Here is a 13,973-nt window from a genome sequence, read left to right on the forward strand (position 1 = left end):
GATCCATCGAGAAGGGAGTCAGCCTGTGATCGAGATCGATGTGCCGACCGGAACTGCTCCGGCCGACGTCCACCACGGGCTCCACAGCGAGCTCGGCGCGCTGCAAGGGGAGCACCCGGAACGCGCCCGCAACCCGGTGATCAAGGTGGTCGAGCTCGGGTGGCTGGAGTTCGTGAAGCCCGACCTCGACCGGGCCGAGCGGTTCGCTCGCGACTTCGGCTTCGTGGTCCATGAGCGCACACCCGACCGGCTCAGCCTGCGCGGCACCTGGTCGGCCCTGCCGTGCCTGGTCGTCCGCCGTGGTCGAGGCGCCCGCTTCGTCGGGCCGACGTTCGTCGCGGAGTCGGTCGCCGACGTACGCCGTCTGGCTCGCTGGGCGGGTGCGAACACGCTCCCCCTCGGGGACGGGCAGGCCGTTCAGCTGACCGATCCGAGCGGCATCCCGGTGCGGGTCGTCGCCGGCCTGGACCGGCCGGCTCCCCTGCCCGAGCGCGACCCGCTCGATCTGAACCTCGGCACGAAGCCGGTCCGGGTCAACGCGACCCAGCGGGCCCCACGAGCCGCCGCGGAGGTGCAGCGGCTCGGGCACGTCGTGCTGGAGACGACCAGGTTCCAGCGAGCCCTGTCGTGGTACCTCGAGGCGCTCGGCCTGATCGTGAGCGACTTCCTGTACCTCGACGACCTCCGTGACCGCGGGCCCACGATGGCCTTCCTTCGCTGCGACCTCGGGTCTGTGCCGGCGGATCACCACACGCTGGCCATGCACCTCGGGCCGCGCGTCGGTTACGTGCACTCGGCCTACCAGGTCACCGACCTCGACGCCGTGGCGGCGGGCGGGGAGTTACTCGCCGCCCGGGGCTACCGGCGCGTCTGGGGTATCGGCCGGCACATCCAGGGCAGCCAGATCTTCGACTACTGGCGCGACCCCGACCGGATGATGGTGGAGCACTACACCGACGGCGACCTCTTCGACTCTTCCGTCGAACCCGGGTGGGCGCCGATGAGCGCGAGCGGACTCGCCCAGTGGGGCCCGCCCGTCTCCCGCGACTTCCTGGGCAGCAAGCCCGGGCCCGGCATGATCCCCGTCCTGCTCAAGGCGCTCGGCGACGAGACCAACGAGATCGACAAGAACGTCCTGAAGGCACTGGCGAAAGCGATGGCGGCATGAGCACGAACGTGGCACGCACGGACGCCGGATGGTGGGTCGAGAACGACGGCCGGCTGACACGGATCAAGACCGACGCAACCACCACCAAGGAGCTCCTCGCCGACCGGCCGGCGGTCGAGAAAGCCGCGAGTGCCCCCGATCCCGAGGGGCCAAGGCTCGCAGACGTCGACCTGCTCTCCCCCGTCACCGTGCCGGCCCGGGTGGTCGCCCAGATGGTCAACTACCGGAGCCACGCGCACGACTCCGGCTTCGACCCCGGCACCGTTCCCCCGGCCTTCTTCCGCAAGGCGTCAAGCTCGGTCTGCGGGCCCACCGACGACATCCGGTGCCCCGACCACGTCGGGTTCCTCGACTACGAGGTCGAGCTCGGCCTGGTGATCGGGCGTCGGATCGACGTCGGAACCGTGGTGACCGAGGACGACCTCGCCGACGTGGTCGCGGGAATCGTCGTCACCAACGACGTCAGTGCCCGCGACATCCAGCTGACCCGCACGCAGTTCTACGAGTCGAAGTCCTACCCGACGTTCACCCCGGTCGGCCCGTTTCTCACCCTGCTCGACGGCGACGAACTCGCCGCACTCGAGCGGCTGCGGCTGACCCTGAGCGTCAACGGCGAGGTCCGCCAGAACAACACAGTGGCAGACATGATCGTCAAGCCCGTCCGTGCGCTCACACTGCTCGCCCGCTTCCAGCCGCTCGACGCCGGCGACCTGGTGCTCACCGGCACGCCCGGCGGCACCGCACTCAAGGCGCCGGGACCGGTGGTCGAGAGGATCGGTGCCCTCCTGCCACCGGCGGTGAAATGGAAGGCGTTCTTCAAGCGGCAGGCCGGCAACCCGCACTACCTCAAGGACGGTGACGTGGTCGCCGCGACCATCTCCGACCCCCTGCGGGGCATCGACCTCGGCCAGCAGACCAACGTCGTGCGCAAGCCGGTCCAGAGGGCTGCGCTGTGACGCCGGCCGGCCTCCCGCCGCTGATGTCGGTGGGGGACCTCCACGCCATCGAGCGGGTCCCGCTCGCCGACCGCGACCTCGCGCTCACGACGTACGACCTGCTCGTACGTGCCGCGCAGCGGTGGCCCGACGAGCCGTGCTCGCTGTGGATCCCCGACGCGGCCGCCATCGGGGACCACGTGATGGTCACGTTCGGCGCGCTGCTCGGTCGCGTGCACGCAATCGCCCACGCCCTTCACGGGCTGGGGGTCGGGCGCGACGACGCGGTCACGCTGATGGCCCCCAACTGCAGCGACCTCCTCGCGGTCACCCTGGCGGCCGAGGCCGTCGGGATCGCGGCCCCCGTCAACGCCGCGCTCGACGTGCGCAACGTCGCGCACATCGTGCGCCTGACCGGCTCCCATGTGCTGGTCACCGGCGGCCCCGAGCTCGACGAGGCGCTGTGGAAGCAGCTCCTCGACTCTGCCTGCGACCTCGGGATCGAGGTCCTCGTCGCACTGTCGCCCGACGGCGGCGACCAGGGCCCGGCGGCCGAGCTGGAGACGCGCCCGGGGCTGCGCACCGTGCGGCTCGACGACCTGGTGGACAGCGCTCCCACCGAACTCCCGACCGCCCCGCCGGCGCCCGACGACCTCGCGGCGTTCTTCCACACCGGTGGCACCACCGGCACCCCCAAGGTGGCTGCCCACACCCACCGCAACCAGGCGGTGATGGCGTGGAGCCTCGCGCTCGCCGGTGGCGCCGACACCGGGCAGAGCATCGTGGCCGGCCTGCCGCTGTTCCACGTCAACGCACTCCTGGTGACCGCTCTGGCGCCGATGGTGAGCGGAGCCCGGTCCATCTGGCCGAGCCCGCTGGGTTACCGCGACCCGAAGCTGTACGCCGCGTTCTGGCGGCTCGTCGAGCTCTACCGGCCCCGCGCCATGTCGGCGGTGCCGACCATCTACGCCTTCCTCGCGGCCGTACCGATCGACGCCGACATCAGCTCGCTGGAGATGCCGGTCGTCGGTGCCGCGCCGCTGCCGGACGGCGTGCGGCGGATGTTCGCCGAGGCGACGGGGCTTGAGCTCCTCGAAGGTTACGGGCTCACCGAGGGCACGTGTGCATCGTCGGCGACCCTCCCCGGTGACGTGCGCCCCGGGTCGGTGGGGCAGCGGCTGCCCTACCAGGCGGTGGCGGCGGCGGAGGTGGACGAGGGGAGCGGCCGGGTGCGTCTGCTCCCCGCGGGCGAGGTCGGCGAGCTGGTGATCAGCGGCCCGACCGTGTTCGCGGGATACCTGCGGCGCGACGGAGCCCGCAGGTGGGTGTCCGACGGCGACGTCGTCATCGACGGCTGGCTGCGCACGGGTGACCTGGGCTTCGTACGCGACGAACGGATCCATCTGCGCGGCCGGCAGAAGGACCTGATCATCCGCGGCGGCCACAACATCGACCCCGCGGTCATCGAGGACGCCCTGCTCGACCATCCCGCCGTGACCGCCGCCGGCGCCGTCGGCCGACCCGACCGCTCCTCAGGCGAGGTCCCGGTGGCGTTCGTCGCGCTCGCCACTGACGAGGTCACCGTCGAGGAGTTGATGACCTGGGCGGGCCTGCACATCAGCGAACCGGCGGCACGCCCCAAGGCGATCACGGTGCTCGACTCGATCCCGCTCACCGAAGTCGGCAAGCCGTTCAAGCCCGCGCTGCGCGAGGCGGCGGCCGCCCGGCGCTTCCGTGACGAGCTCGTCGAGCACGGCATCGACGACGTCGAGGTCGGTGTCGGTCACGAGTCCGGACGACTCGTCGTACGACTGACCGGCGGTGGCGGGGCCGACAGAGCCGCCACCGTCCTGCAGGGCTACGACGTCGACATCCGCGCCGAGGCCGAGGAGACGGACCAGTGACATCGACCGAGCCCAGTCCGCCGGCCGGTCCATGGGACGTGATCGTGATCGGCGGCGGTCCCACCGGCCTGTCGGCGGCGACTCTGCTGGGCCAACGCGACCTGCGCGTCGCGGTCGTCGAGCGTCATCGCGACGTCTACCCGCTCCCCCGGGCCGTCCACCTCGACGACGAGGTCTACCGGATCCTCCACCAGCTGGGCATCGGCGAGGAGTTCGCCGCCCACACCCGTCCCGCGGCGGGGCTCCGGCTCGTCGACGCACACCACCGCGAACTGGCCACCTTCACCCGTGAGCGGGTCACCGCCTCGGGACTTCCACAGGCCAACATGTTCGACCAGCCCGCCCTCGAACACCTGCTGCGTGACAACCTCAAGCGCCTCCCCGAGGTGAAGGTCCTCGGCGGCCACGAGCTGCTGCGCCTCGACACCACCGACGCCGCATCGGTGACCGCCCACGTGCGCCGGCCGGACGGTAATCCTGTCGGCCTGCGGGCGCCCTACGTGATCGCCTGCGACGGCGCCAACAGCACGGTCCGCGGCCGGCTCGGAATCGAGAGCGACGACCTCGGGTTCGAGCAGCGCTGGCTCGTCGCCGACGTCCGCTGCGGACTCGACCTCGACGCATGGGACGGCGTGCACCAGGTGTGCGACACCCGTCGGGCAGGTACGTACATGCGCATCGGTCCCGACCGCTACCGCTGGGAGTTCCAGCTGCTCGAAGGCGAGACTCCCGCCGACTTCGGATACGTCCCGACGCTGCGCCGATTGATCGGACCCTGGGTCGGCAGGATCCCCGACGACCAGTTGGACCTGCTCAAGTGCACGGAGTACACCTTCCGCGCCCGGGTCGCGCGACAGTGGCGCGTGGGCCGCGTCTTCCTCGCTGGCGACGCTGCCCACGTCACGCCGCCGTTCATCGGCCAGGGCATGTGCGCCGGTCTGCGCGACGCCCAGAACCTCGCGTGGAAACTGGACGCGGAGCTGCGCGGACATGCCGCGCCAAAGCTCCTGGACTCCTACGAAGCCGAGCGCAGGCCGCACGCGACGACGATGATCAAACGGGCCAGGACCATGGGCCAGATGATGACCGGCGGCGGACGGGCCGCCTCCCTCGCACGTCGGCGCCTCATGCCCGCGCTCGCGCGCTCCCGGATGGTCCGGCGGGTCCTGCTCGACAGCCGCACCCCGGCGCTCACGCCCGGCCCTCGCATCCAGCGGCACACACCCCGCGGCGTACGCGGTGCACTCCTCCCCCTCGTGCGCCTGCCCGGCCCGGACGGCGAACTCGTGCTGATCGACCGGGTGTTGGGCGACCGCACGGCCGTCGTCGCGCTCCCCGGCGTCGACCTCGCGGCCGTCCCCGACGCCCTGCCGTCGGCGTGGCTGACCGTCGACCCGGAGGGCAGCGAGGGCGAGCGGCTCCTCGCGCGATGGCTCCGCAACGCCCACGTCGGATGGGTCGGAGTCGACCCTGACCGTGTGATCAGGACCGCCGGACCGGCGGGGGTGCCGCGGTGAGTGAGGGCGTGGTCGACGTCCACAGCCACTTCCTGCCGCAGTGGTACGTGGACCTTGCGAGGGCTGCCGGTCACGAGCTGCCCTACGGGATGCCGGGCTGGCCGGCATGGAACGCCGCCGACCATCTCGGCTTCATGGCCGAACGGGGCATCACCCGGTCGCTGCTGTCACTCTCCAGCCCCGGCGTCGCGCTCGGCGGCGGAGTCGATCCCGTCGACCTGGCCAAGCGCGTCAACGAGTACGGCGCGATGGTGGTCGCGGACCACCCGGACCACTTCGGGCTGCTCGCCTCCCTGCCGCTGCCGGACGTCGACGCCGCGATCGCCGAGCTCGGGCACTCGATCGACCCCCTCGGCGCCGAGGGGGTCATCCTCCCCACGCACGCACTGGGCACTTACGTCGCCGACGCCTCTCACGAAGCGCTGTGGCGGGAGCTGGCCGACCGGGAGTGCGTGGTGCTCCTGCACCCGACCTCGCCGGTGGGCTGGGAGGCCACCGCGCTGGGCCAGCCGCGCCCGATGGCGGACTTCCTGTTCGATACGGGCCGGGTGGTCCTGGCCCTCGCGATGCGCGGGACACTCGGGCGCCATCACGGCCTTCGCCTCGTCGTACCGCACTCGGGCAGCCTGGTGCCGATGCTCGTCGACCGGGCCGCGATGTTCCAGCTCGGGCAACGCCTCGCCTTGCCGCCGGGCGATCCGGCCCACACCGAGCCCGCGGTCACCGGCATCCTCGGCGACCTGCGGTGGGACCTCAGCGGCACGCCGACCCCCACCCACCTCGACGCGATCGTCGACCGGGTGGGAGACGATCACCTCGTCTACGGCAGCGACTTCTGCTTCACCCCGCCGGTCGCGGTGGACCTCCAGCTCGGCCTCCTCGACAACGCCTGGCCGACCAGGACGACCCGGCTCGGACTCCCGCCGTGGCGGGAGAAGACCACCGCCAACGCCGCCCGGCTACTACAGGCCCCGACCCGCTGCGCCCGGGGGACCGATGGGTGAGCCGACGGTCGGCCCGGATACGATGCCGACCATGTCAGAACGGCCACCGTCGCGTGGGGAGCGGCGCAAGCTGCGTACGCGCGCGGCGCTGATCGAGGCCGCGCAGGAGATCTACGCCCAGCGCGGTGACCTCGAGGTCAGCATCCAGCAGATCACCGAGGCGGCCGACGTCGGCTTCGGCTCGTTCTACAACCACTTCTCGTCCAAGGCCGAGCTGCTCGACGCGGCGATCGCCGAGGCGCTCGAGGCCCACGCCGCATGGCTCGAGGGCCTGCTCGCGGACGTCGACGACCCGGCCGTGGTCTTCGCGACGTCGATGCGGCTGACCGGCCGGCTGGTCCGCACGCGCCCCCGGATGGCGCGGGTGCTGATGAGCGGCAGGGGTGCGCTTCTCTCCGCGTCGTACGGCCACGCGGCACACGCCCGCCGCGACATCGAGGCGGCGATCGCCGCCGGCCGCTTCGTGACCGAGAACGTTGAGGTCGCGCTCGCCTGCACGGCGGGGTGCCTGATCGCCACGATGCACCTGTGCGACGTCGACCCGCAGGCCCCGGTCGACGACATCGCCGACCAGAGCGTGCTCAACGTGCTGCGGATGTTCGGCATGGAAGACGCCGAGGCGCGCCGTATCGTCGCGCTGCCACTGCCCGTCGACGAGCCGCCGGCCGCGTCGATCTGAGAGGGCATTTGTTTTAGAGCGTCCGCCAATAGGTCATCGGATACGGGGTTCGTGGGCGGGTGTCCCAGCGGTAGAGGGTCCAGGCGCGTCGCTCGCGCCATGCCAGCGTCGACGAAGCCACACCCGGGAACCTCACTCTTCGGCGATCCATTGGGCGAGGGAGATCAGGGTGGCTTCGACGCTGTTCGTCATGTAGTCGCGGAGTGTGTCGAGGTCGCCGCGGGTGGTGCCCAGCACCGGGTCGAGGCGGAGGAGTTGCCAGGACTGCTCGACGACGGTTCCGCGTCCCTGGGGGTGGAAGCTCCAGCTCCACTGCACGATGCCGTCTTCGGCGCCGCCGACCACGAAGGTGAAGGCGTTGCCGCGGTCGGCTCGTACGACCTGGGAGCGGGTGGTCCATTCCCTGCCGTCCTTCCGATTGCGGCCGCTGAACCAGGCGCCGACCCGAGGGCCGGCGCCCTGGTCGAACGTAACGTCGGTCGCGTTGGGGCTCCAGCGGCCGATCGCGGACACATCACTGACCAGGTCATAGACCCGGGCGGGTGCGGCATCGACCCATGCACGTCTGGTGAAGGCGAAGGCTGATGCGTCCAGAGCCTCGAAGAGGTCGTGTTCGCTGGTGGTGGCGCTCAAGGCGTCCTCCTGGGTGCGTGCGGGATGGTGCCGGGTCGGCTCCGCCCACGTCACCACCAGGTCTGCCGGGGAGCCAGACCCGATGGTGCCTATCCACAGCTGGGGCAGGCTGTGCGTTTCGAGTCGGCCCATACTCGGATCCATGACCGGAAAATCGCAGCTCGGGGACTTCTTGCAGGCGCGGCGCTCCCAGCTGCGTCCTGACGATGTCGGGGTGCCCACCTACGGGGAGCGTCGGCGTGTGCCGGGTCTTCGGCGCGAGGAGTTGGCGCTGCTGGCGGGTGTGAGCGCCTCCTATTACACCCGGCTGGAGCAGGGGCAGTCGCTGAGCGCGTCCTCTGAGGTGCTGGACGCGATCGCCGGGGCTCTGCGGCTGGACGAGTCCGAGCGGCGGTACCTGCACGACCTGGCCCGGGCGGACAGGCAACGCACTCGGGGCCGGCGGGCTGCGCCGGAGCGGGTGACGGAGGCGACGGCTCAGTTGCTGGACGTGCTGGCGGACGTTCCCGCGATCGTGCTCGGCCTGCGCAGTGACGTGCTGGCATGGAATCGCCTGGGTCACGCGCTGTTCGCCGGGCACCTGGACCGTGGCGCCCCGGACCTGTCGGGGCAGCGGCCCAACATGGCCAGACTGGTGTTCCTCGACTGTCATACCCGCGACCTGTACGCGGACTGGCCGAGCAAGGCCAGGGCGGTAGTGGGGAACCTGCGCCTAGTGGCGGCCCAGCATCCGCAGGACACCGCGTTGCACGCGCTGCTGGGTGAACTGAGCGCCAAGAGTTCTGAGTTCTCCTCGATGTGGGCCGACCATCGGGTCAAGGCGTGCACCGTCGCTACCTATGAGATGCGGCACCCGCTGGTCGGCCCGCTGAGCGTCGTTCAGCAGACCCTGAGCCGCGGGCCGGGCCCCAACATGGTGGTTGTCACCACGGAGGCGGGCTCGCCCTCGCGGGCCGCGCTGGCCCTGCTCGCCCAGGCCATCACCCAGGACACGGTCCCGGCTGACCCGGCGAGGGGGCCCCGGGCCGCCACTGCCTGACCTCACACAACGTCACCGGGCGCTCGGCCGGCACCTGCGAGCACCCGTTCCGCCCGGGCTCGGCCGACGACCGGCCACCGCCGGGAGCAGCTCCGGGGCCGCACGGCCCCCGAGCAGAGCCCACCTGCCCAACCCGTGCATCGGCGTGTTGCTGCCGCATGCCCGAAAACCAGCGAAGGAACCATGTTCAAGAAGCTCTCCAGGTCCGCTGTACCGGCGGCCGTCCTTGTCGCGGCCGCTGCCGCAGCGCCCACTCCGGCGTCGGCGTCGGTGTCGGTCGAGTCCGCCCCGCTGAGCAGCGCGCGGATCGCCGCGCGACCTGGCCAAGGGGCAGATGCCGGAGAACGTCGCCCTGGCACCGGGCGGCGCCACGTACGTCACTTTCGCCCAGGGCCGCCAGGTCGCCAAGGTCTCCCCCAACGGCACGTCCCTGATCCTGGCCACCCTGCCTTTGCCCGCCGAGGGCGGTATCCACACCCAGGTCCTGGGCTTCCCGCTGACCGTCGCGATCGTCCGTGCCCACGACGGCACCCTGTACTTTCTGTACGCCACCGGAACCGCCGACCTCACTGGTGTGTGGCAATTGCGCCCCGGTGGCAAGCCACAACGGATCGCCGCACTGCCCGCCAACGGCCTGGCGCTGGACCCGCGTACCCGCACCCTCTACGTCACCGACTCCGTGCTCGGCACCGTCTGGAGCGTGCCCACCACCGGCGGCACCCCCACCGCCTGGTCCACCGCCCCTGAACTGCCCCCGCCGGCTTTCTCGGCGCCAACGGCCTGAAGATCCACAACGGGGCGGTCTGGGCCACCAACCTCGACAAGGGCACCGTCGTGCACATCCCCATCCTCCGGGACGGGCACGCCGGTTCGGTGAGGACCGAGGCCACCGGTCTGCCGGGGATCGACGACTTGGCCTTCACCGGCCACGGAAACCAACTGCTGGCCGCCCTCAACGGCCCCAGCCAGGTCGCGCTCGTCCAGCCCGACGGCAGCCACTCCACCGTGCTGACCCAGGCCGACGGCCTGCGGAACCCCACGTCCATCGCCCTGAGCGGCAACACCGTCTACGTGACGAGCGCCGCCTATACCACCGCCCAGGACCCCAACCTGCTCCGCGCCCACCTGAACCGCTGAGCGTCGCGGGCACCGACCCGCCGAGGAGTTGCACCGGCTCGTCCCGGACGACCGCGTCCTTGTCGACGGGCCGCCCCGTCATGCCACCCCGACCACTCCAAGACCCGCGCACCGAACGGAGAAGCACCTTGCAGGACACCCATGAGATCACCCTGGGCGATGTCACCATCACCCGGATCGAGGAGATGCACGGGCCGATCATGCCCACGGACCAGTTCTTTCCGGACCTGCCCGAGCAGGCATGGAAGGACCAGCGTGCCATGCTCGTGCCCGACCACCTGGGCGCCGACGACGCCATGGTCCATACTGCGATGCAGACCTGGCTGCTGCGCAGCGAGGGCAGGACCATCCTGGTCGACACCGGCGTCGGCAACGACAAGTCCCGGCCGGCCGTCGCCGCGTGGGACCACCTGCGGCTGGACTACCTCGGCAACCTCGCGCGCGCCGGTGTGCGGCCCGAGGACGTCGACCTTGTGGTCAACACCCACCTGCACGTCGACCACGTCGGCTGGAACACCCACCTGATCGACGGCGCCTGGGTACCCACGTTCCCGAACGCCACCTACCTGATGCCCAAGGCCGACTTCGAGTTCTGGAACCCGGCGAACAACCCCGACATCGCCGGCGGCGTCAACGAGAACGTCTTCGAGGACAGCGTCGCCCCCGTACACGCCGCGGGCCAGGTGCAGCTGTGGGAGGAAGGCCACACCATCGACACGCACCTGCGGCTGGAAGCAGCCCCCGGCCACACGCCCGGATCCAGCATCGTCACGCTGACCTCCCGCAGCGACCGGGCCCTGTTCGCCGGCGACTTGATGCACACCCCCCTGCAGGTCACGCACCCCGACCACAACAGCTGCTTCTGCCACGACCCGGCCCAGGCCCGCAAAACCCGCCGCAGGCTGCTCGGCTGGGCCGCCGACACAGGCGCCCTCGTCCTGCCCGCCCACTTCAGCGGCCACAGCGCCCTCGAAGTCGAGCACAAGGGCAGCGGGTTCATGATCAAGAAGTGGGCGCCGATCACGAGGTACTGACCCCGACTCCACCCCGCCGCCGCTCCGGCCAACCTCGGAGCGGCGGCACCCACATGAGCAACCAGCAGCCAGGAGATCCGACCGTGCTCCGCGAACAGCGCATCCACCGCCGCTCGAAGGCCAGGCGGCCGGAGTCCCACACCACCAGTTCCCCGTTCTCCGGACTGGAGGTGTCTCATGAGCGCGACGGCGTGCGGATCGCGGGCCTGAGACGGAGGCTGCAGCCCGGGCTACCGCTCGTGCCCGTCCCCGGGTGGCTGCGGACCACCAAGCGATCGAAGGCGGAGGAGACGCAGCACGCTGGAGTCGTTCGTGATCAGGCCAGTGAGGCAGCCTTGATTGGTCGCTAACGCGGGACAGGCACTTCTTCGACCTTCCTAGCGCGGCTTCAGCCCATCGACGACGACGGTGAGCATGCGGTCGAGTTGGGCGCGCGCCGGCCACGGAGAGCACGCCGGCGAGGATGCCGCCGACGTCGACCGGATCGATGTCGCTGCGCAGTTCTCCTGCTTCGGCGCCGGCCTGGAGCACCATCCCCAGGACTTGCTGGATCTCATCGCAGACCGCTCCGGTGCCGAAGCGTCCGGAAGCGCTCATGGCGACCAGGGCTTCGCAGATGCCGCGCCGTTCACCCGCCCACTCGGCGAAGCGGAGCATCCAGGCGTGGAGAGCTTGTGCGGGCTGCAAGGTGGCCAGGAGGTCTCGCTCGGGTGGGGAAGTGGCGGTAGAGGGTGCCGCTTCCCACACCCGCGCGTTTGGCGATCGCGTCGAGCGAGATCGCCCGTCCGGAGGCGAAAGCCTCAGCGGCCGTGGCGATCAGGTGCTCGCGGTTGCGTTGAGCATCGGCGCGCAGGGTGCTGCGTGGAGGTGTCATGGCCTTCGCGATCGGGAGCGTCGGGTCGAGGTGCGGGGGCGAATCGGAGAGGTCTCCGGTTCAGTGCACAGTGACGTAAACGGGGATCTCCCCGCTTAACGATGGCGCCCAACCCTGCCCTCTCGACGAAAGGCCCGCCATGCCCGCAGCGCTCATCACCGGCGGCACGACCGGAATCGGCAGAGCGACCGCTGAACTGCTGCACGCCCGTGGCTACCAGGTCGCTGTCACCGGACAGAACCCCGATTCCCTCGCGCGAGCAGGGCTCGAATTTCCCGACGACGTACTCGTCGTCCGATCCGACGCACGCGTTCTGGCCGACACCGACGCTCTCGTGGCGACGGTGTCCGAACGTTTCGGCTCTCTCGACCTACTGTTCCTCAACGCCGGGATCTTCCGCCCCGCACCGGTTGCCGACGTGACGGAGGAGTCGTTCGACGAGCAGGCCGACGTCAACTTCAAGGGCCAGTACTTCACCCTCCAAAAGGCCCTACCGCTCATGAACGACGGCGGATCGATCGTCCTCACCGTGGGCATCGGATCCCGTCGCGGCAGCCCTGGCGCCACGGTGGGGGCAGCGACACGCGGTGCCCTGCTGGCGATGCTGCCCTCGCTCGCGCTCGAACTGGCTCCGCGCAGGATCCGCGTCAACGCCGTGAGTCCCGGGGCGACCGAGACCCCGCTGTTCGACAAGCTGGGCGTCCCCCAGAGCGGCCGGGACGCCATGCGCACGAAGATCCCGTTCGAGCGCTTCGGATTCAGCCAGGAGGTCGCGGAAGTCGTCGCCTTCCTCGCCTCGGACGCCGCCGGCTACGTCACCGGCCAGGACGTCGCCGTGGCCGGCGGCTACGGGCTCGGCGCCTGAAACTCGGGCACACCGACCACCAGTGCGCACCCCCCGAACCACACCTATCGGAGAACACGATGCCACTGACTCTCGACACCTACCGGCAACTGGGACGTTCCGGCCTGCGGGTCTCGCCGCTCGCGCTCGGGGCGGCCACCTTCGGCAACGACTGGGGCTGGGGCGCGGAGCAGGACGAGGCGCGGAGGTTGTTCGACCTCTATGTCGAGCGCGGCGGGAACTTCATCGACACGGCGGTCACCTACACCAACGGTACGTCGGAGCGCATGCTCGGTGAGTTCGCCAGGGACAGACGAGACAGCTTGGTCCTGGCCACGAAGTACACGACCCTGCGCCGGCCTGACGACCCCAACTCCGGTGGCGCGAGCCGAAAGAGCCTTTTCGGAGCGGTCGAAACCAGCCTGCGACAGTTGAACACCGATTACATCGACCTGCTCTACCTGCACGTGTGGGACCCCACCACACCCGTGGAGGAGATCCTTCGCGGTCTGGACGACCTGGTCCGGCACGGCAAAATCCTCTACGTGGCCATCTCCACCACCCCGGCCTGGCAGATCTCACGCATGCAGACGATCGCCGACCTGCGCGGCTGGTCGCCGCTGGTGGCACTGCAGCTGGAGTACAACCTGGTGGAGCGTACCGGGGAACGTGACCTCATCCCGATGGCGCAGGAGCTGGGGCTGGGAACAGTTCTGTGGTCGCCGCTGGCGGGAGGGGTGCTCACCGGCAAGTACAGCCGCCAGGACTTGACCACGTCACCGTCCGGCCAGAGCGAAAGCGCCCGCAAGAGTTTCAACCTGGCCCTCGGCGGCGTGACCGACCGCAACCTCGCCATCGTGGACGTGGTCAAGGAGGTCGCTGATGAGCTGGGCCGCACGCCGGCCCAGGTGGGGCTCGCCTGGACCCTGCAGAACCCGGGGGTGACAGCGCCGATCATCGGGGCTCGAACCGCCGAGCAACTGCGGGAGAACCTGGGAGCTCTGGAAGTCGACCTCACCCCGTCCCAGGTGGCGCGTCTTGACGAGGTCAGCGCGATCGACCTTGGATTCCCTCACGCCATGCTCGCGAGCAACCACATCCGCGTCCAGACCCGCGGCGACCTGAAGATCCAGGCCCGCCGCTGACGATCAAGCAAAGCGCCAGGGGGCGGCGTTACCGCCACCCCCGGCGACGTCCACCCCTGG

Annotated in this window: 14 protein-coding genes and 1 pseudogene; 12 read left to right on the plus strand and 3 right to left on the minus strand. The window is 70.5% G+C overall.

What is annotated here, in order from left to right; translation table 11 throughout:
• The first annotated feature begins 28 nt into the window (after positions 1–28).
• From OG828_RS13255 to OG828_RS13280, 6 genes are read left to right on the plus strand one after another with little or no spacing between them, the layout of a single operon-like run.
• A complete protein-coding gene (locus OG828_RS13255; RefSeq protein ID WP_443062500.1) occupies positions 29–1,168 on the plus strand; it encodes a VOC family protein in 1,140 nt (379 codons plus the stop codon).
• Positions 1,165–2,124 carry a fumarylacetoacetate hydrolase family protein gene (locus tag OG828_RS13260; protein ID WP_328438033.1) on the plus strand — a complete coding sequence of 320 codons (960 nt, stop codon included), beginning with the start codon at positions 1,165–1,167 and terminating at the stop codon, positions 2,122–2,124. The genes OG828_RS13255 and OG828_RS13260 overlap by 4 nt, the downstream gene beginning before the upstream one ends.
• Positions 2,121–4,007: an acyl-CoA synthetase gene (locus OG828_RS13265; protein WP_328501241.1), complete on the plus strand. Its 1,887-nt coding sequence runs from the start codon at positions 2,121–2,123 to the stop codon at positions 4,005–4,007. Before OG828_RS13260 ends, OG828_RS13265 begins: the two co-directional genes overlap by 4 nt.
• Positions 4,004–5,524, plus strand: a complete 1,521-nt coding sequence (gene mhpA, locus OG828_RS13270; RefSeq protein WP_328501242.1) for a bifunctional 3-(3-hydroxy-phenyl)propionate/3-hydroxycinnamic acid hydroxylase MhpA — start codon at positions 4,004–4,006, stop codon at positions 5,522–5,524. The genes OG828_RS13265 and mhpA overlap by 4 nt, the downstream gene beginning before the upstream one ends.
• The gene (locus OG828_RS13275) at positions 5,521–6,528 is read left to right on the plus strand and encodes an amidohydrolase family protein (RefSeq protein WP_328501243.1); all 1,008 of its coding nucleotides are present in this window, start codon (positions 5,521–5,523) and stop codon (positions 6,526–6,528) included. The genes mhpA and OG828_RS13275 overlap by 4 nt, the downstream gene beginning before the upstream one ends.
• Before the next feature lie 31 nt (positions 6,529–6,559).
• Complete coding sequence (locus OG828_RS13280; RefSeq protein ID WP_328354789.1) at positions 6,560–7,207, plus strand: TetR/AcrR family transcriptional regulator; 648 nt, start codon at positions 6,560–6,562, stop codon at positions 7,205–7,207.
• Between the two features lie 132 nt (positions 7,208–7,339).
• Here OG828_RS13280 and OG828_RS13285 read toward each other — a convergent pair whose 3' ends face one another.
• Entirely contained in the window at positions 7,340–7,972 is a 633-nt protein-coding gene (locus OG828_RS13285; RefSeq protein ID WP_328354792.1) for an SRPBCC family protein, read from the minus strand.
• A 10-nt stretch (positions 7,973–7,982) separates the two neighbouring features.
• Here OG828_RS13285 and OG828_RS13290 point away from each other — a divergent pair, with 10 nt between their 5' ends.
• The 4 genes from OG828_RS13290 to OG828_RS13305 all read left to right on the plus strand — a co-directional run bounded on the left by OG828_RS13290 (position 7,983) and on the right by OG828_RS13305 (position 11,050).
• On the plus strand, positions 7,983–8,879 hold the full coding sequence (locus OG828_RS13290; protein WP_328501244.1) for a helix-turn-helix domain-containing protein: 897 nt from the start codon (positions 7,983–7,985) through the stop codon (positions 8,877–8,879).
• A 334-nt stretch (positions 8,880–9,213) separates the two neighbouring features.
• Complete coding sequence (locus OG828_RS13295; RefSeq protein ID WP_328438038.1) at positions 9,214–9,663, plus strand: hypothetical protein; 450 nt, start codon at positions 9,214–9,216, stop codon at positions 9,661–9,663.
• Positions 9,664–9,713: 50 nt separating this feature from the next.
• Complete coding sequence (locus OG828_RS13300; RefSeq protein ID WP_328354801.1) at positions 9,714–10,016, plus strand: hypothetical protein; 303 nt, start codon at positions 9,714–9,716, stop codon at positions 10,014–10,016.
• A gap of 185 nt (positions 10,017–10,201) precedes the next feature.
• Entirely contained in the window at positions 10,202–11,050 is an 849-nt protein-coding gene (locus tag OG828_RS13305; protein ID WP_328371819.1) for an MBL fold metallo-hydrolase, read from the plus strand.
• 462 nt (positions 11,051–11,512) lie between these two features.
• Here OG828_RS13305 and OG828_RS49525 read toward each other — a convergent pair.
• Positions 11,513–11,707: pseudogene (locus tag OG828_RS49525) on the minus strand (SbtR family transcriptional regulator); the annotation flags it as partial.
• On the minus strand, positions 11,679–11,924 hold the full coding sequence (locus tag OG828_RS49530; protein ID WP_443062399.1) for a TetR/AcrR family transcriptional regulator: 246 nt from the start codon (positions 11,922–11,924) through the stop codon (positions 11,679–11,681). The gene OG828_RS49530 and the pseudogene OG828_RS49525, both read right to left, overlap by 29 nt.
• Positions 11,925–12,063: 139 nt before the next feature.
• On the opposite strand from OG828_RS49530, the gene OG828_RS13315 reads away from it, so the two are divergent.
• The gene (locus tag OG828_RS13315; protein ID WP_328501245.1) at positions 12,064–12,789 is read left to right on the plus strand and encodes an SDR family oxidoreductase; all 726 of its coding nucleotides are present in this window, start codon (positions 12,064–12,066) and stop codon (positions 12,787–12,789) included.
• A 59-nt stretch (positions 12,790–12,848) separates the two neighbouring features.
• A complete protein-coding gene (locus OG828_RS13320) occupies positions 12,849–13,913 on the plus strand; it encodes an aldo/keto reductase (RefSeq protein ID WP_328501246.1) in 1,065 nt (354 codons plus the stop codon).
• The last annotated feature ends 60 nt before the right edge of the window (positions 13,914–13,973 follow it).

It is taken from the genome of Streptomyces sp. NBC_00457, assembly GCF_036014015.1.
Classification (GTDB): domain Bacteria; phylum Actinomycetota; class Actinomycetes; order Streptomycetales; family Streptomycetaceae; genus Streptomyces.